The 17,081-nt window shown below is 63.7% G+C and carries 18 protein-coding genes and 2 pseudogenes; 10 read left to right on the top strand and 10 right to left on the bottom strand.

The window, feature by feature from the left end; all coding sequences use genetic code 11:
• Positions 1-55: 55 nt before the first annotated feature.
• The 6 genes from F3H96_RS13175 to F3H96_RS13150 all read right to left on the bottom strand — a co-directional run bounded on the left by F3H96_RS13175 (position 56) and on the right by F3H96_RS13150 (position 5,946).
• Positions 56-2,494: an FAD-dependent oxidoreductase gene (locus F3H96_RS13175; protein WP_149802173.1), complete on the bottom strand. Its 2,439-nt coding sequence runs from the start codon at positions 2,492-2,494 to the stop codon at positions 56-58.
• Positions 2,495-2,641: 147 nt separating this feature from the next.
• Positions 2,642-3,628: a L,D-transpeptidase gene (locus tag F3H96_RS13170; protein WP_149802172.1), complete on the bottom strand. Its 987-nt coding sequence runs from the start codon at positions 3,626-3,628 to the stop codon at positions 2,642-2,644.
• Positions 3,629-4,079: 451 nt separating this feature from the next.
• The gene (locus F3H96_RS13165; protein ID WP_149802171.1) at positions 4,080-4,364 is read right to left on the bottom strand and encodes a DUF982 domain-containing protein; all 285 of its coding nucleotides are present in this window, start codon (positions 4,362-4,364) and stop codon (positions 4,080-4,082) included.
• Between the two features lie 26 nt (positions 4,365-4,390).
• A complete protein-coding gene (locus F3H96_RS13160; protein WP_149802170.1) occupies positions 4,391-4,696 on the bottom strand; it encodes a DUF982 domain-containing protein in 306 nt (101 codons plus the stop codon).
• A 291-nt stretch (positions 4,697-4,987) separates the two neighbouring features.
• Positions 4,988-5,209 carry a hypothetical protein gene (locus F3H96_RS13155; RefSeq protein WP_149802169.1) on the bottom strand — a complete coding sequence of 74 codons (222 nt, stop codon included), beginning with the start codon at positions 5,207-5,209 and terminating at the stop codon, positions 4,988-4,990.
• 125 nt (positions 5,210-5,334) lie between these two features.
• Positions 5,335-5,946: a TetR/AcrR family transcriptional regulator gene (locus F3H96_RS13150; RefSeq protein WP_149802168.1), complete on the bottom strand. Its 612-nt coding sequence runs from the start codon at positions 5,944-5,946 to the stop codon at positions 5,335-5,337.
• 98 nt (positions 5,947-6,044) lie between these two features.
• Between F3H96_RS13150 and F3H96_RS13145 the strand changes: the two genes are divergently transcribed.
• Together F3H96_RS13145 and F3H96_RS13140 are read left to right on the top strand one after the other, a co-directional pair.
• Entirely contained in the window at positions 6,045-6,860 is an 816-nt protein-coding gene (locus tag F3H96_RS13145; protein WP_149802167.1) for an oxidoreductase, read from the top strand.
• Between the two features lie 78 nt (positions 6,861-6,938).
• The gene (locus F3H96_RS13140) at positions 6,939-7,940 is read left to right on the top strand and encodes an NADP-dependent oxidoreductase (protein ID WP_149802166.1); all 1,002 of its coding nucleotides are present in this window, start codon (positions 6,939-6,941) and stop codon (positions 7,938-7,940) included.
• A gap of 560 nt (positions 7,941-8,500) precedes the next feature.
• Here the strand turns inward: F3H96_RS13140 and F3H96_RS30495 are convergent.
• Positions 8,501-8,800 (bottom strand): annotated as a pseudogene (locus F3H96_RS30495) (IS1 family transposase); the annotation flags it as partial.
• A gap of 308 nt (positions 8,801-9,108) precedes the next feature.
• Between F3H96_RS30495 and F3H96_RS13130 the strand changes: the two are divergent.
• Both F3H96_RS13130 and F3H96_RS13125 read left to right on the top strand, forming a co-directional pair.
• On the top strand, positions 9,109-9,447 hold the full coding sequence (locus tag F3H96_RS13130; RefSeq protein ID WP_149802165.1) for a hypothetical protein: 339 nt from the start codon (positions 9,109-9,111) through the stop codon (positions 9,445-9,447).
• Positions 9,448-9,599: 152 nt separating this feature from the next.
• The gene (locus tag F3H96_RS13125) at positions 9,600-10,472 is read left to right on the top strand and encodes a polysaccharide deacetylase family protein (protein WP_149802164.1); all 873 of its coding nucleotides are present in this window, start codon (positions 9,600-9,602) and stop codon (positions 10,470-10,472) included.
• A gap of 111 nt (positions 10,473-10,583) precedes the next feature.
• On the opposite strand, the gene F3H96_RS13120 is transcribed toward F3H96_RS13125, so the two are convergent.
• On the bottom strand, positions 10,584-11,477 hold the full coding sequence (locus F3H96_RS13120; RefSeq protein ID WP_149802163.1) for a LysR family transcriptional regulator: 894 nt from the start codon (positions 11,475-11,477) through the stop codon (positions 10,584-10,586).
• 169 nt (positions 11,478-11,646) lie between these two features.
• Here F3H96_RS13120 and F3H96_RS13115 point away from each other — a divergent pair, with 169 nt between their 5' ends.
• The 5 genes from F3H96_RS13115 (at position 11,647) to F3H96_RS13095 (ending at position 15,497) form a co-directional block, all read left to right on the top strand.
• Positions 11,647-12,849 (top strand): MFS transporter, encoded by a 1,203-nt coding sequence (locus tag F3H96_RS13115; RefSeq protein WP_149802162.1) that lies wholly within the window; start codon positions 11,647-11,649, stop codon positions 12,847-12,849.
• Positions 12,846-13,310: a cyclophilin-like fold protein gene (locus F3H96_RS13110; protein WP_149802161.1), complete on the top strand. Its 465-nt coding sequence runs from the start codon at positions 12,846-12,848 to the stop codon at positions 13,308-13,310. Before F3H96_RS13115 ends, F3H96_RS13110 begins: the two co-directional genes overlap by 4 nt.
• Before the next feature lie 12 nt (positions 13,311-13,322).
• Entirely contained in the window at positions 13,323-13,718 is a 396-nt protein-coding gene (locus F3H96_RS13105) for a cupin domain-containing protein (RefSeq protein WP_149802160.1), read from the top strand.
• A 45-nt stretch (positions 13,719-13,763) separates the two neighbouring features.
• On the top strand, positions 13,764-14,780 hold the full coding sequence (locus tag F3H96_RS13100) for a zinc-dependent alcohol dehydrogenase family protein (protein WP_149802159.1): 1,017 nt from the start codon (positions 13,764-13,766) through the stop codon (positions 14,778-14,780).
• A 168-nt stretch (positions 14,781-14,948) separates the two neighbouring features.
• On the top strand, positions 14,949-15,497 hold the full coding sequence (locus tag F3H96_RS13095; RefSeq protein ID WP_149802158.1) for a cupin: 549 nt from the start codon (positions 14,949-14,951) through the stop codon (positions 15,495-15,497).
• A gap of 26 nt (positions 15,498-15,523) precedes the next feature.
• Here F3H96_RS13095 and F3H96_RS13090 read toward each other — a convergent pair whose 3' ends face one another.
• Entirely contained in the window at positions 15,524-15,883 is a 360-nt protein-coding gene (locus F3H96_RS13090) for a hypothetical protein (protein WP_149802157.1), read from the bottom strand.
• A gap of 202 nt (positions 15,884-16,085) precedes the next feature.
• Here F3H96_RS13090 and F3H96_RS13085 point away from each other — a divergent pair, with 202 nt between their 5' ends.
• Positions 16,086-16,400 (top strand): EthD family reductase, encoded by a 315-nt coding sequence (locus F3H96_RS13085; RefSeq protein ID WP_149802156.1) that lies wholly within the window; start codon positions 16,086-16,088, stop codon positions 16,398-16,400.
• 66 nt (positions 16,401-16,466) lie between these two features.
• On the opposite strand, the pseudogene F3H96_RS13080 reads toward F3H96_RS13085, so the two are convergent.
• Positions 16,467-16,969 (bottom strand): annotated as a pseudogene (locus tag F3H96_RS13080) (DNA-3-methyladenine glycosylase).
• Positions 16,970-17,081 lie beyond the last annotated feature (112 nt).

Below are 17,081 nucleotides of genomic sequence, written 5' to 3'. Positions count from 1 at the left end.
GCACGGCTCCCCCTCAAAGAACGCAACCTCTGCAGGTCTCAAGCGAACCCGTCTGTTACATCCGCGCCCGGGCTGAAGTGGGATCGTAAGGCGAATCCGCGACGACCTCGGCGGTCTTCCATTCCCCGAGGATCGCAACGTCGAGCCTGGTGCCCGGCCTGGAAAGACGCTCCGGCAGCAGCGCCAGCGCCACGTCATGCCCGAGCGTGTAGCCATAGCCGCCGGAGGTGATGCGCCCGACCAGGGCGCCATCGCTATAGAGCCCCTCATTGGCGAGCGTGCTGGCGCCGTCGGTGTCGATCCTGAGCGTCACCGAGCGGCGCTGGTCGTCGCGCTGCCTGTATTTCAGCACCGCGTCGCGCCCGACGAAGTCGCCCTTGTCGAGGCGGATGAAGCGCTCCAGCCCGCTCTCCAACGCATTGAGCTCGGGGTTCATGTCGCGATACATGGCGCGGTAGGATTTCTCGAGCCGCAGCGATTCCAGCGCATGCAGCCCGACCAGCCGCATGCCCTGCTTCTCGCCTTGCTTCAGGATCGCGTCGAGCAATTGCCGCTGGTAGGGCAGGGGATGGTAGAGCTCCCAGCCGAGCTCGCCTTCATAGTTGACGCGCAGCAGCCTGACGTCGCTGGCGAGAGCCACGCCGCCGGTCTTCACGCTGAACCAGGGAAAACTTTCGTTGGAGAGGTCGATCTCGGTCAGCGGCTGCAGCACGTCTCGCGCCTTCGGCCCGACAATGGTGAAGCAGCCGCGATCATTGGTGACGTTGTTCAAGGCCACACTGCCGTCGGCGGGAAGCAGCCTCGAGAGGTCGTCGAAATTCCAGCGCTCGGCGCGCGGCGTCGAGATCAGGTAGAAGCAGTCCTCCCGAAGCCGCGCAACCATGTACTCCGCCTGCACGCCGCCGCTGGCGGTCAGGTGATGCGCCAGCGTCACCTTGCCGGTCGCGGGCAGTCGGTTGGCGACGATCCCGTCCAGCCAGGCGGCCGCGTTGGGCCCCGACACCTCGAACTTGGTCATCGGTGTCATCTCGACCAGGCCGACGGCGTTGCGCACCGCCAGCACCTCCTCGCCGACGAACACGCCCTTTTCGGTCCAGCGCCAGCTATATTGGTCCTTGGCCTCGACACCCTTCGGCGCGAACCAGTTGGGCATTTCCCAGCCGTTGAGCACGCCCCAGACCGCGCCCAGCTCCGTCAGCCTGTGATAGGAAGGCGCGGTCTTCTGCGGCCGCGCGGCGGGCATGTCCTGTCCGGGATATTTCTGCTCGGCATGTGTGCCCCAGGCCTCGCGCACCTTCTCGCGCGTCCATTCCTTGTTGGCGTAGTCGCCGAAGCGGCGCGGATCGAGGTCGGAGGTGTCGAGGCTGTTGCCGCCCTCGACGATCCGCTCCGACAAATAATAGCCGATCGTGCCGCCCCACAGGATGCCGCCGGGAACGCCTTCGGCCAGCCACACATTGGGCAGGCCCCAGGCCGGTCCGATCAGCGGCAGCTCGTCCGCCGTCATCTGGAAGGGGCCGCGCACATTGGCCTTGATGCCGACGCGCCCCAGCGCCGGGACCAGTTGCAGCGCCTGCTCCCAGTTCCACGACACCGCCTCGAAGTCCTCTTCCAAAAGATCGGCGCCGAACCAGGAAGGAACGCCGTCCTCGGCGAACAGCTTCAGGTGTTCGGTGCGCTCGTAAGGCCCGAACATCAGCCCGTCGCCTTCCTCGCGCAGATACCCCTCGAAACCCTCGTCGCGCAGGATCGGCATTTCGGGACGTCCGGCACGCTTGCGCTCCACCACCTCCGGCACCGCTTCGGTGATCCAGTACTGGTGCAGGATCGGGATCGCCGGGATGTCGAGGCCGAGCAGGGCGCCGGTCTGGCGCGCGTAATTGCCGGTGGCCGAGATCACGTGCTCGCAAATGATGTCGCCCTGGTTGGTTTGAACCAGCCATTCGCCGCCCGGTGTGCGCTTGAATCCGGTGACCTCGGTGTTGAGATGGATTTTGGCGCCCATATCCCGCGCGCCCTTGGCCATCGCGTGCGTCACGTCGGCGGGCGCGATATGGCCGTCATCGGGATGATAGAGCGCGCCGAGCATCCGCTGATTGTCGAGCAGCGGCCAGAGCTTTCGCGCCTCCGCCGGCGTCAGCAACTGCGCCCGCATGCCCTGCACCTCGGCCACGCTCATATAGCTCTTGTATTCGTCGAGCCTGTCGCGGGAATTCGCGATCCGCAGCTGGCCGCATTTGTGCCATCCGACCGGCTGCCCGGTCTCGGCCTCCAGACCTTCATAGATCTCGATGGTCTTGTTGATCATCCGCCCGACATTGATGTTGCGGGCGTAGGACGGGATCAGCCCGGCCGCATGCCAGGTCGAGCCGGCGGTAAGCTGCGTGCGCTCCAGCAGCGCCACGTCGGTCCAGCCGCGCTTGGCCAGCCCGTAAAGGATACCGGCCCCAACACAGCCGCCGCCAACGATCACCACCCGCGCATGTGTCTGCATCAAACCACCGACTGCGACTGTTCAGAGCAAGGATTGCCGCCGAAGCTACAGGCGGTGAAAGGCTCTGTAACGTTCTGAAAAACTAGGGATGATGATAAATTTGGCTTATGCAGCGGGTCCGCGATCCTGCCGGCGGTGCCGCACGCTTCAGTCCTCGGCGGTTCCGTCCTTGAAGTCGATTTTCGTGCCTGGCTTTACCATGGCGGCGAGGTCTTCGGCGTCCCAGTTGGTCAGTCGGATGCAGCCATGCGAGAAGGTCGTGCCGATCTTGCCGGGGTCGGGTGTGCCGTGGATGCCGTAGCTCTCGATGGACAGGTCGATCCAGACCGATCCGACCGGATTGTTCGGGCCCGCGGCGATGGTGAAGGGCCGCTTGGTCTTCACCCCCTTGAAAGCGAATTTCGGATTGTAGTGATAGGTCGGATTGTGCACGACGCGCTTGACCTCGGCCGCGCCGCTCGGCGCCGGCTTTTCCTCGCTGCCGATCGAGGCGGGATAGACCGCGAGCGGCTTGCCTGACGCATCGAGCGCGCGCACGAGCCGGGCGCCTTTGTCGACCTCGACGCTGGCGACGGCCGCGGGCGGATCGCCGCGGCCGACATCGGGCACCACCAGCGTGGTGCCGGCCTTCCTGAACCCGGTATCGGGATTGAGCAAAATGAGCAATTGTTCGCCGACGTGGAAGCGCTCCGCCAGCTTCTCCCGGGCGCTGCGGTATCCGAGCCGTTTGAGATCTGCCATCCGCTCCATGCGGGTGGGGATCCGCCTGGTGAAGAGCCCGCGCACATCCTTGGCCGTGACGTCGTAGGTTGTAAGCACCGGGCCGGCGAAACTTGTCGCGAGCTTGTCCCAGGTCTGCCGCGTCAGCTTGCCGTCGGACGGCAGCCCGTTCGCCGCCTGGAAGGCCGCGACGGCCTTGGCGAAATTATCGGAAAGGCGGCCGTCGATCAGGCCGGGGGAGAAGCGGGCGCGGTCGAGAAGAATCTGCGCCTTGAGCAGCATCGGATCGACGCCCTTCGGCTCGCCCTCGCTGAATTGCGCCTGATTGACCGTGTCGAGGTCGAGCTTGGCGGCTAGCGTTCCGCCGCATGCGAGCGCCAACGCCAACGCAACGACGAGAAGGAGCCTGGCCATCGAAGTCACTCCAGGACGGGAACCTGCCTCTATGACGCGGCACGGCCGATGTGGTTCCTGTCGCAGGCAGCAGCGCGAAGATCATCGTAATTCTGCGCTTTCTCCTCTAGATGTTTGAATTTTAAGCTGGAAGCCAGTTCCCAAGCGCGCGGAAAGCTGGCATTATCGCATAAGGGCCTATGCATTTGTGATTTCCATGGCCCCTCGTTCTGGTAACCGGCGGCTCCCCAACGCCCCCCACCGCCCATGCCGTCGGTTGCCTCTATTTGGAAATCAAAAGCCCCGCTGAGCCAGTCGGAAGGCAGCTGATGCACGTCGCCCAAAACTGTGCAGCGGCTTTGGGCGAACGACATGCATCAACACAAAGACTGGAAAGCGCGGCGCCTGGATCCATCTCGGCGCGACGCGCCTTGGCCCGCCACGAGGCGGCGCGGCCGCCGCCTCTCGTCGTTCAGGCATGCTTTGGCCGAGCTTTTCCTGTCGGAGGAGGAATTGGTCCATCCTCGATGAGGATGTCCTTGCGGCGGGCAAAGGCAACGAAAACACCCTTCGCCGTCTCGGCGTCGATATCCCCGGCCAACGCGGCCTTGCAAGCCCGGATCGCCGCCTTCTGCTCAGGGCTGTTGCCACACCAGTCGACAGCGAACTGGTAGGCGTCCGCGACGGTGTTCAATTGGCGCGGGAATCCCATTCCGACCCAGATGCGCACGGGTGTTTCGAACGGTTTGGCAAGCATGGCGACTGCCTCGTTCCAGCACGAGCCTACGCGATCAGCCCGCCGCCTCGATTGCCTTTGCCGGCGTTCATCCAGGGCAGGCCGGCGCTCACTTCCTCGTGGATTTTGACCGACTTCGCGAAACCGCAAAACGCCTCTCTGGCGGCGGTCAGCGGATAGCCGCCGTCGAACGCGCGCTGGCAGGCACGCAGCGCGGTTTCATAAATGTCGCCGCGCCTGTTCCTGGGCCATTCGTAGAGAAATTCCAGGGCGTCTTCGAGGCACGCGATTTCCTGTACGAGACTATTCCCGCACTTCACGAAAACCGGGCTGTCAAACATCCGATCGTTCATAAGATCCTCCAAGTCGAACGAACAATTTTTGAGTTGGGACAGGCGGGACCGTCAACGGTCCGCGCCTGGCTGCGATATGGGTTTATGAGACCGGGCCGTCAAGGTCCTGGCGGCTGCGGGAGCGTCCCGCTTCGATAGGGGGACATCGTGCCTGTCGTGTCGGCGCGGGGTGGCTGCCGGCTGATATTCTGGACGCGGCTTCGCGCCAGCTGGATATCGCCCACGAGCACGATCCGATGTCCTGACGCGGTCAGTCGAGAACAAGCCTCTCCAAGCCGCCAGCGGCGGCCATCATTGGCTGAGCCTCTGGATACGTCCCTTGTCCAGTCGGAACACGCCGTCGGTGCCGCCTTGCATCTCGAAATCGGACTGAAGCTCGTCCCATGTGCCGAGATATTTGCCGCACTCTGCGCAGTGGATCGGCGTTGCGGGTTGAGCATCGGCCGGAATCTGCAAGCGGATCGTGCCGCAAAACGGGCATTCCAATTTATGGTCCAGATACTCGCCAGCCATGGTTGCGGAGCATCGCGCAATCGGCACAACTTCGCAAGTTGCAGATTTGGGCAAGCGCACGCTTCAGTCCGGCGCCATCTGCGAGAACGGCCAGTCGCGAAAGGCTTTCACCCCGCACCAAACGGTCAGTGCTCGCTCGACTTCTCGACAACCTTGCCTTCGCCATCCGCGTGCGGTTGGATCATTGCCCGCGCCGCGTTTGCTCCCGCCGCGAGAATGCGATCCGACAATTCCGTTTCCTCCACCGCGCGGGCCAGTTGCAGGGCGCCGATGAGGGTCGCCAAAATGCCGAACGCGACATCCTCCGGGTCGCGCGTCTGTGACGGAAGAGCCGCCGACACCTGGCGAACTAAGGCGATCAGGTGCTCGCTATAGAGACGACGCGTTTCATGCGGCTCGCGCGCGATTTCCGGCAAGAGCGCGGCCGAAGCGCAACCTTTCTCTGGATTGTCGCGGTGCGCGGCCGACAGATAAGTGTCTATCGCCATCGGCAGGCCGCCGGCGTCCAGGGCCTCCGCAATCTGACCCGACTGTCCCACCAGCGCAGTCGCCACGCATTCCCGCACAAGCGCCGCCTTGGATTGAAAGTGCGGATAGAACGCTCCGTTCGTCAGCCCGGCGTCGCTCATGATGCTTGCCAGCCCGGACGCGGCGATGCCGTCACCGCGAAAACGGTCGGTGGCGACCTCGATGATCCGGCTGCGCGATGCGTCCTTGCGGCCCTTTTCGTAGCGCATGGGCTTTCCTTTCGTGCTGCTATTGCATTACGACCATAATATGATAGTATGATCATAATCTGAACGACGAAAAAAAGCTAGGCGAATTGGAGCATCAAGTGAACGCACATTCTGGAAAGACTGCTATCGTGACCGGTGCCTCCTCCGGCATCGGCCGCGCCACCGCCGAGGCGCTGGCGCGCGCCGGCTTCACTGTCTTCGGGACCAGCCGGCGAGCGAACGACAGCGGTCCAGGCCGGGTGACCATGCTGAAATGCGATGTGACCGACAGCCAATCCGTCGACCTGCTCGTTTCCACCGTGCTTGCGCGAACCGGACGGATCGACCTTCTGGTCAACAATGCCGGCATTGGATTGCAGGCCGGCGCGGAGGAATCGTCGATCGAGCAGGTTCAAGCCCTGTTCGACGTCAACCTGTTCGGGGTCGTGCGGATGACGAACGCGGTGATGCCGGCGATGCGGCGACAGGGTGGCGGGCGCATCATCAACATCGGTTCGATCCTTGGGGTAGTCCCGGCGCCGTATTCCGCCCATTATTCAGCCGTCAAGCACGCCGTCGAAGGGTATTCTGAATCGCTCGATCACGAAGTCCGCGCCTTCAACGTCCGTGTCTCGGTCATTGAGCCGGCGTTCGTTCGCACGGTCTTCGACCAGAACGGGATGGAACCGGATTCGACGATCGAGCAATACGACCAGGCCAGGGCCGGCGTCGACGCGCTGTTGCGCGACGTGATGCCCAAGGCCGATCCGCCGGAAGTCGTGGCCGAGGTCGTCGTCAGGGCCGCCGGGGCCAAGCGGCCGGGCCGGCGTTACACCGCGGGCAAGGCCGCGAGGCAGGTGAGCTTCCTGCGCCGCTTCGCGCCCGCCGCGGTGTTCGACAAGGTGTTGCGCAAGCAGTTCCGCCTGCCGGCCTGACACTCCACGCGCACAATGCCTGTCCGAAGGCCCGGCCGGTTTTGCCAGGCAGCAGGAACCAATTCAGGAAGCCGCCTGATGAAAGCCTTTGTCGTCGACAAGTACGGAAAGAAGAACGCCCTGCGGCTCGTCGAGGTGCCGACGCCCGATATCAAGGACGATGATGTCCTGGTCGAAATTCACGCGGCCGGCGTCAACCTCCTGGATGCCAAGATCCGGGATGGGGAGTTCAAATCCTTCCTGCGCTATCGCCCGCCCTTCGTCCTGGGGCACGATGTTGCCGGGATCGTCATCCGGGTCGGATCGAAAGTCCGCAGGTTCAAGCCCGGCGACGAGGTCTATGCACGGCCGCGCGACGGCCAAATCGGAACATTCGCCGAGTTTATTGCCATGAACGAGGCCGATGTCGCCTTGAAGCCAAAAAACCTCAGCATGGAGGAAGCCGCCTCCATACCGCTCGTCGGCCTGACCGCGTGGCAGGTGCTGGTGGAAAAGGCCAGGCTGCGGCGAGGCCAGAAAGTCTTCATCCAGGCAGGGTCGGGCGGCGTGGGTACATTCGCCATCCAGCTGGCCAGGCATCTCGGCGCGACAGTCGCAACGACGGCGAGCGCGGCCAGCACGGATATGGTCGAAAGTCTTGGCGCCGATATCGCGGTCGACTACCGGAAGGAAGACTTCGAGAAGGTGCTCTCGAACTACGATGTCGTCGTGAACAGCCAGGACGCCGCGACACTGGAGAAATCGCTGCGTGTGCTGAAACCGGGTGGGCAGCTCATTTCCATTTCCGGTCCGCCGGATCCCGCATTTGCCAAGAAGCTGGGGCTGAACATCGTGCTCAGGCTGGCCATGCACGCCTTGAGCCGTGGCATCCGGAAGAGGGCCCGCCATGCCGGCGTCAATTACTCGTTCCTTTTCATGTGGGCCGACGGCGATCAGCTGGGCAAAATCACGCCGCTGCTGGAATCCGGAACAATACACCCCGTGATCGATCGGATCTTCCCGTTCGAGCAAACCAACGAGGCGTTGGCCTTCGTGCAGGCGGGGCGCGCGAAAGGCAAGGTCGTCGTCAAGGTGAAGTAGCCGTCGCGCGTGGCGGCGGGCATGGACGCTATCCTCCGAATTGTCGATGGCGCCACGCTCCTTGCCGCTCAGCCCGGCGCGATCTCCGCAAACAGCCAGTCGCGGGTAGTGTCTCAGTTTGAAATTTGACCGGCGCTCGCCGGTATTCCGCGGCCATACCGTGGCGGAAGCGAACGCCATCTTTTGCGAGATTTTTTGAAATTCCAGCCAAAACCCGCTCCGCAGCCGGAGCGGGCTCGTAGCGGAATCGAAGCACAATCGACACCTTGTCCAACGAGGTTCGTGGATACCTCTGTCGAAACTGTTCGCTGCTCGCAATCTGCAGATAGGAGTTCGCTCTCGTTGATATGATCTCTAAGTGTGCAGCTGTCGCTTCTGCATCTGGCCAGGGTAACGTATCAGTGATGACGAACCGAAGTTGATTGTTTCCTAGATGAACTTCCAAATCTTTAGAGAAGTCATCCTTGATGGCGAAACTCTCGTTACCCATTATCCCTTTAGGCGCTTTTTGTAAGGGCCACGCTTGCCCGCTGCGGCTCAACGGCGTCCATCTTCTCGCAAAGGTCTTCCATTGACCAGAGCGTCTTGGACACGCCAGTGGCCATTGCTGGCGTCATTTTCAACGTCTTGTGCATTTTGATGAAGTTGTACCAGACGGTGTAGATCGCGACCATGTGGACATGGTTTTCGAACTTCTTTGAGAACGCATTGGTAAGGCGGGTGAAGCGGCGGTTTGCCATGCGCATGGTGAGATTGGCGCGCTCGATATGCGAGGTGCTGACATGCACCGGATCGGGATTGCCCTCGATCCGCGTCTTGGTTGCGCCAGTGCAGACAGCGGGGCTATAGCGGCGCTCTGAGACACTACCCAGTCGCGAAACGCCTTGACCTTGCGCTGGCGGATCGCTTCGGGCGGGTAGACGAGGTAAAAGCTGGAGACGGCCTTCAGCGCGTGGTCGAAGGGCCGCACCAGCCTGCCGCTGGCGACGGCGGGCAGAAGCTTGTTTGACCGGGGAAGGGCCGGAGCCTCTGTCCGAGGATCCGGCTTTCGCCTCCTTGGGTGCCGGGCGTCGATTATCGGCCCTGCGCAGGCCAATGGCGTTTCTGGTAGAACGCTAATATACATGACGTTCAAATGATCAGCGCCTCCGCATCATCGAGGAATGCCATGCGAAGGGTCATCCTCACAGCCATGTGCTTTGCCGCCATGACGGGCGCCAATGCCCATGACTGGTACGAAAACAAGGTTGACCCGGTAACGAACTTCAAATGTTGCGGCGGCAGGGATTGCCGCCCGATACCGCAGTCCTCAGTGCAATCCAGGGCCGATGGCGGCTACCTCTATTTGCCCGATGGCTTCAACATCCCGCGAGATCGCGTGCAGGAATCGCCGGACGACCAATACCATATCTGCGAGAACAACTACGTCATAACCCACCAGCCCTATCTGCGCTGCTTCTTCGCACCGCGGCTCAAGGTCTCCCTGGTTCTGCCCACGCCAAGGTAGAGAGAACGGTCTAGAACGTCCAGGTAAAAGCCGCCGCGGACCTATTAGCCGGTTTCGCAGTGGAAAGAGACGCTGGCTGGTGTCTAACGGCAACCTTGCGGAAGCCTGGCAGCCGACGTTTCGTGAAGAGTGCGACACTCGGGAGCACTGCCATGCGCGTTGCAATGACGATTGATGACCTTCCTCTCTGGCCGCAAAGTTATCCGCCCGAGGGCTATACCGCCGCCTTAATCATGCAGCGGATCTCCGATGCCCTGGCGAAGAACGGCATTTCTGGTGTCTACGGCTTCGGAAATTCCTGGGCTCTCACCAGGCATCCGGAACTCGCCGGAGCAATGGATGCCTGGACCAGCGCAGGCCACTACATCGGCAACCATACGCATAGCCACCCAGAGCTGCCGGACATTGACGCGCGGACCTATTGCCGCGAGATCGACGACGCCGATGCCTACCTCGCGCAATGGCTCGACCGCGCACCAACCCGGTTCTTCCGCTACCCTGTGTGCCATTGGGGCGAGACGGCCGAAAAGCGCGACACAGTTGCGCGTCATCTTGCCGCCAAGGGCTACAAAGTCGCCGATGTGACTACTTGGCTTTTTGAGTGGACGTGGAACCGCGCTTGGCTCAACGCGCGCGACCGCAACGACCGCGCGAACATGATGTGGCTAGAGCGCGAATTCGTCGAAGCCTCATTAGCGCAGCTTAGCTACGACCAGTCCTCGCTGGTGACATGGTTTGGCCGCGAAGTGCCGGCCATCGCGCTCGGCCACACGCTGCCGTTCTTTGCCGAGGTCGCTGACGCCCTTCTCGCACGTTTCGTCGCAGCCGGCGTGACCTTCATTCCACTCGAGGAGGCGGTCGCCAATCCCGCGTATGACGAGGTCGGCTCGGTCGTGTCCTCGAAGTTTCTGGTTTTCCACCAGAAGCTCGCCGATGCGGCCGGAAAGCCAATACCGGTGGTCTCACCTGACATCAAGGGCCTTCACCGTCGCGTTATGGAGATGGCGGGAAACAGACGAGACTGACACGGCCGCGTCCGCTCACAGGCTGTCATCGTTCGGTGTCAGGCGTCAGCGGTGTTACGACAGGCAATCGATGCCAAAGGCACGCGACTGTCAACCGACGCCGTCGCCGGCTCACCCCCGGTATCGCAGCGCGTCGACCACCACCGCCATCGCCGGCGACAGCTGCCGGCGGCTCGGATAGTAGAGGTGGTAGCCGGGGAAGGGCAGGCTCCAGTCGTCGAGCACCAGCCTCAGCCGTCCCTCCGCGATATGCTGGCTGACGAGGTCTTCCGGGACGTAGGCGATGCCGTAGCCGCTGAGCGCGGCGTCGACCATCGGGATGGTCGTGTTGAAGGTCAGTTGCCCGTCCACCCGCACACGAAGCTCGCGGCCCTTTTTCTCGAACTCCCAGGCATAGAGCCCGCCGAAGGTCGTCTGGCGCAGGCAGATGCAGTCATGTCCGACCAGGTCCTGCGGGACTCTCGGAACGGGGCGGCGCGCAAAATAGTCCGGCGACGCGACGGCCGCCAGCCGCCAGTCGGGGCCGATCCGCACCGCGATCATGTCCTTGTCGACGCTTTCGCCCAGACGCACGCCGGCGTCGAAGCGCTCTTCGACGATGTTGCGCATGCCGTTGTCGCTGTAGAGCTCGACGCGCAGGTCGGGATAGTCGCCGAGCACCGGCTGCAGCTTCGGCCAGACCGTCATTTGCAGCGCATGGTCGGACAGCGTGATGCGCACCGTGCCGGCTGGTCTTTCGCGAAACGCCACGAGGCTCGACAGATCGGCCTCGATGCCTTCGAAACGCGGAAGCAGCGATTGGTAGAGCCGTTCGCCGGCCTCCGTCGGCGCCACGCTTCGCGTCGTGCGCGTGAGGAGCCGCACGCCGAGCCGTGCCTCCAGCTGCTTGATGGTGTGGCTGAGCGTCGATTGCGACGTGCCGAGTTCAGCCGCCGCCTTGGTGAAGCTGCGTTCCCTGGCCACCGTCAGGAACCAAAGCAAATCCTTCAGGTCCTCGCGCTGCATGGCATCGCTCCGGTTCGGCCGCCACTGGAACTGCGGTCTAGGGCCTTCGGCCAATTCATATCATAAATGGATAAGTCCATGCGGATTGCAACGGCTAATCGGGATAGTGCCAGCGGTTTATATAGCCGCCAGCGAAATCAATGGAGGGCTCGACGGCGGGCCGCTGCACATGGACACGACTTACGACGGTCAATTGGCGAAAGCCCAACTGCTGAAAGAGCAGAGCGCATGGGGCGCGGTGACATGCCTGTCGCTGCTCACCTTCGTGCTGGTGGCATCGGAATTCATGCCGGTCAGCCTGCTCACGCCCATCGCCAATGAACTCGCCATCTCCGAGGGACAGGCCGGCCAGGCGATTTCCGTCTCGGGCTTCTTCGCGGTTCTCACCAGCCTGTTCGGCAACGCGCTGCTGTCGCGGCTGGACCGGCGGACGGTCGTGCTGCTCTACACGGCCGTCCTCGTGGTCTCCGGCCTGGCGGTCACCTTGGCGCCGAATTATCTGGTCTTCATGCTCGGCCGGGTCCTGATCGGCGTCTCGATCGGCGGCTTCTGGTCGTTGTCGACGGCCATCCTGGCTCGCATCGTCCCGGGCGCCGACCTGCCGAGGGCGATCGCCATGCTGCAAGGCGGTACGGCCTTCGCCTCGGTGATCGCGGCGCCGCTCGGCAGCTTTCTCGGCGGCCTGGTCGGCTGGCGCGGCGCTTTCTTCATCGTCGTTCCCGTCGGCCTCGCCGCGATCGTCTGGCAGCTCGCCGTGCTGCCCAAAATGCCCGCCGGAGAGCAGGCCTCGGCCGGCAAAATGTTCGGCCTGCTCGGCAACCGCGTCCTTGCCATCGGCATGGCGGCCACCACGCTCGCCTTCATGGGCCAGTTCGCGCTCTCCACCTATCTGCGCCCCTTCCTCGAAGGCGTCACCGGCTTGGATGTGAACGCGCTCTCGATGGTCCTGCTCGGCCTCGGGCTTGCCGGCCTGGTCGGCACGTCGCTCGTCGGCTTCGTTCTTCGCGCGCATCTCGGTGCGGTGCTGATCGGCCTGCCGGCGGCGCTGGCGATCATTGCGCTGTCGTTGATCGCGCTCGGTCCGTTCGCCTTCGCCACCGCGGCCTTGCTGGTCTTCTGGGGCCTGTTCACCACGCCGATCCCGGTGGCATGGAACACCTGGATGACAAAGGTGATCCCGAACGATCTGGAGGCGGGCGGCGGGCTGCAAGTCGCGCTGATCCAGTTCGCCATCACCTTCGGCGCGTTCGCTGGCGGGCTGCTGTTCGACAGCGCCGGCTGGTGGAGCCCGTTCGCGCTCGGCGCGCTGCTGCTTCTCGGCTCGGCGCTGTTTGCCGTCGCGGCGACGGCGCGCGGGGGACATTATCGATGAAGCAACAACCGATCAGCCGACGAGCCGTGCTCTGCGCCGCGCTTGCAACAGCGGTTCCGCCAGGAGCGGCCAACAGCCAGGAGGGCAGGGACCCCGCCAGCCAGGAGCCTATCGACATGAGGATCAGCATGACGTTCGAAGGCCGCACGATGACGGCCACGCTCTATGACAATCCTTCGGCGCGGGATTTCCTTTCCATGCTGCCGCTCCATCTCACGATCAAGGACTATGGCAACAACGAAAAGATCGCTTACCTGCCGCGCAAGTTGACCGAGAAGGGCAGCGGTCCGTTCGGCGACGAGCAGCCCTACGACCTCTGCTACTTTATGCCCTGGGGCAATCTGGCGATGTTCTACGGCGATTATCGCCATCCCGGGCTGATCAGGCTCGGTCGCTTCGACGGCGGCCAGCAGGCCCTGCACATGCGCGGCGAGTTCCCGCTTCGCATCGAACGCATTTGACAGGAGATCACCATGGACATTCTTCGCGCAGGCACGAGGCCTTCCGCAAAGGGCCCCGCCGACTGGTTCACCGGCACGGTGCGCATCGATCCGCTCTTCAACCCCTTCGACGCCGCGCGGGTGCAGGGCGCGCAGGTGACCTTCGAGCCCGGCGCCCGCACCGCATGGCACACGCATCCGCTCGGGCAAACGCTGATCGTCGTCTCCGGCCTCGGCCGCGTGCAGCGCGCGGGCGGTCCGGTCGAGGAGATCCGGCCCGGCGACGTCGTCTGGTTCGCGCCCGGCGAGAAGCATTGGCATGGCGCGTCGCCCAACACCGCGATGGTCCACATAGCCGTTCAGGAGACCAAGGACGGCAAGGTCGTGGACTGGCTGGAACATGTCGGCGACGCCGACTACGGCGCCTGACCTTTCCCCCTGACCTCCATCCCGATCGAACGAAAGGAATGCAAAATGCTCGGAACCGTTCTCCACAAGCCGGGTGACATCCGCTGCGAGGAAGTCGCCGATCCCAAAATCCTGCGTCCGACCGACGCCATCATCAAGCTTTCGGCCAGCTGCATCTGCGGCTCGGACCTGTGGCCCTATCGCGGGCTGCAGCAGGTGAACGCCCCGCAGCATATGGGCCACGAATATTGCGGCATCGTCGTCGAGGTCGGCGCCGAGGTGCGCGATGTGCGCCCCGGACAGTTCGTCGTCGGCTCGTTCTGCCTCTCCGACAACACCTGCCCGCATTGCCGCTTCGGCTTCCAGTCCTCCTGCGTGCAGCGCGAGTTCATGTCGGGTGCCCAGGCCCCTTACGCCCGGGTGCCGCTGGCGGATGGCACACTGGTCGCCACTGCCGAGGTTCCGCCTGCCGAGCTCGTGCCAGACCTCCTGGCCGTCTCGGACGTGCTGGGGACCGGTTGGTACGCGGCCGACGCGGCCGAGGTCCGCGAGGGATCGACGGTCGTGGTCGTCGGCGACGGCGCGGTCGGCCTGATGGGCGTCCTCGCTGCGAAGGAAATGGGCGCCGAGCGCATCATCGCCATGAGCCGCCACGCAAGCCGCCAGCAACTCGCCCGCGAGTTCGGCGCGACCGACATCGTGGCCGAACGCGGTGAAGAAGGCGTGGCGCGCATCAAGGAACTGACTGGCGGCGTCGGCGCGGACTCGGTGCTGGAATGCGTCGGCACGGCCGAATCCTTCGACCAGGCGCTGGCCTGCTCGCGCCCCGGCGGCACCATCGGCTATGTCGGCGTGCCGCATGGCGTCAGCTTCGACGGCCAGCGCCTGTTCTTCGGCCAGAAGCGCATGCTGGGAGGCCCGGCGCCGGTGCGCCGCTTCCTGCCCGATCTGATGGAGCGCGTGCTCGCGGTCAGGATCAAGCCCGGCAAGGTCTTCGATCTCAAGCTGCCCTTGGCGCGGGTCGCCGAAGGCTACCGCGCCATGGACGAGCGCCGCGCGATCAAGGTCATGCTCGAGGTGTAGGCATCCGCAAGCGAGAGCCGGCGGCGAAACCGCCAATCTCCACCGCAAGGGGGATCCGACGTCATGTTCGCCTTCGCCAATCGCGGCAAGGCGCGACAGGCCCGGGAACCAAAGCGCGCCGCCGCTGGTTGACAACAGTCAGCAATCGAGCGCCGGAAAGGCCACGCCATGCCGGGAGAGGCCAAGCTTAGGGAACTTGTCGAACAGCGCGAACCGCTCACCTTCCGCTTCGAGGATGACGGCCTTGTGCCCAACCATCCGCGCTGGCCGATGATCATCTACCCTGGAGCCGTGACGCTGCCGGACGACGTCAATCCTGCCGCGGTCTTCGAGGATCTCTTCAGCACGAATGGCTGGGGCGACGGTTGGCGCGACGGCATCTACGATTACGTCCACTACCATTCGCGCATCCACGAAGTGCTGGGCATCGCGCGCGGCACGGCCGAAGTGCGCTTCGGCGGCGACAAGGGCAAAGTGCTCACCGTCAGGGCCGGCGACATCGCGATCCTGCCCGCCGGCACCGGCCACCAGCGTCTGTCCTCGTCATCCGATCTTCTGGTCGTCGGCGCCTATCCGCCCTTCGGCACTTATGATCTGTGCACGCGTGCCGAGCAGCACGACGAGGCACTGCGTACCATTCCCAAGGTCGTCCGGCCGGAGAAGGACCCGGTCTATGGCAGCGAGGGTCCGCTGCTGAAAGCGTGGCAGGAAAGTTGATCGGCAACGAGGCGCGGCCAACCAGCCTACGGGTAACGCGTCTGCTTCGGGGCGTAGGTTGCCGGATCGAAATCCAGTTCCCTCGGCAGCGGCTGGCTCGAGCACTGCAGATGCATCTGGCGGGCGAGAAGCAGTCGCTGTTGCCGCTCGTGCTCCTTGACCGCCGCCACCATTCCCATGCTGTAAGGTCCAAGCAACACGCCGAAGCCCCAGCCGGGATGCTGCTTCTCGCGCTGCGCATAGTCCGCAGCCGCGGCGCGGGCCTGCTGGCATTCCGGCGAGGCAAATTTCGGGTCCTGCTGCGACAGCGACGCGCCGTAGTCGGCGGGAGCGGACACGCATCCAGCCATTGCCGCGCTCAGCGCGGCGACCACCGCAATTCTCATCCTTGAAAGTCCCCGCTGATTTTGTGGCGGAGAGAACACAGAACGCTTTCCGCGGCAAGCGCGACGACCTCCGACAGGGCGGGCGCAGGAACAGGACAGCCGCGCGTCGCCGCCGTCTCTCCCCATTTTTTGCAACGCCTCGTTCCGTTTCCGCCCGCTGTTTCGTCCTTGGTTCGTCGACCATGGAAAAGGAGAGCCGAAAATGGCTGGAATGATCGTCATCTACAAGCAGCCGGCTGATGTGAAAGCGTTCGACAAGCACTATTTCGAGACGCACATCCCTCTGGCCAAAAAGATTCCCGGTCTCAGGAAATATGAAATCAGTCATGGACCGATCACGACGGTGGCCGGGCCATCCGATGTTTACCTGATCGGGACGCTGCATTTTGACGATCTCGACGCCATGAAGAAGGGGATGGCGAGTCCGGAGGGGCAAGCCGCAGGGGCCGATCGCCGCCTTTACGCGCCTGACGAGTCGGGCGTTCAGATGTTCCTTTTCGAAACCAGGGAAGTTTGAGGAGCGCCAGCGCAAGTTCGCCGTCTCGAATTGTCCTGGCCGAACGCGGCGTGGAAGCAATTTAGCCTAGAACCGGCGGCTGAGATAAGGCGACCCGGCGAGTCCGAACCGCCATTCGAAATCCATCGCCTTGGTGAGGCCGATCCGGCGTCCGCTGACGATTGCCGCCGGATCGGTTTCCGAGCGGGCAAATGCGAAAGGCGGCGCGGTCAGCGGCAGCCGGCTGTGCGAGCCGTCGATGGCGAGCGCCTGGCAGAGCTTGCCGGGGCCGGAGCAAAGCAACCTGTCGTCATCGCCGCCACGCCGCTCGCGCATCCGCGCGATGCCGAACTGCGGCTGGATCGCGCGGATCAGCACGGCGCTGCCCGGCAGGCAGTCGGCGCGTTGCGCGGCGTGCGGCCGCGATAGGCATGCGAGGCTGGATCGTCCGGCCGGTAGGCCTCGGTCTCGACGATGATGCCGCCGACCTCGTTCAGCGTAAGCCTCGCGCCGATCAGCGCGCGTGCAACGACGACCGCGTCGCGGGCGAGGAGAATCGCGCCGCGTATCGGGGCCGCCGCTACGCGGATCGCGGGGAGGCCGTCACGGCATAGATCAATCGAAACCGCTAGATCCCCATTTGTTCAACTTGCGTCGACCTTAATATTAGAATATGCTAATGATGCATGATTTCGGAGTACC

Origin of the sequence: Mesorhizobium sp. NFR06 (assembly GCF_900115245.1) — a bacterium.
Lineage (GTDB): Bacteria > Pseudomonadota > Alphaproteobacteria > Rhizobiales > Rhizobiaceae > Mesorhizobium.
Note: the sequence above shows the minus strand (reverse complement) of the source record. Positions and strands in the feature narration are given on the sequence as shown.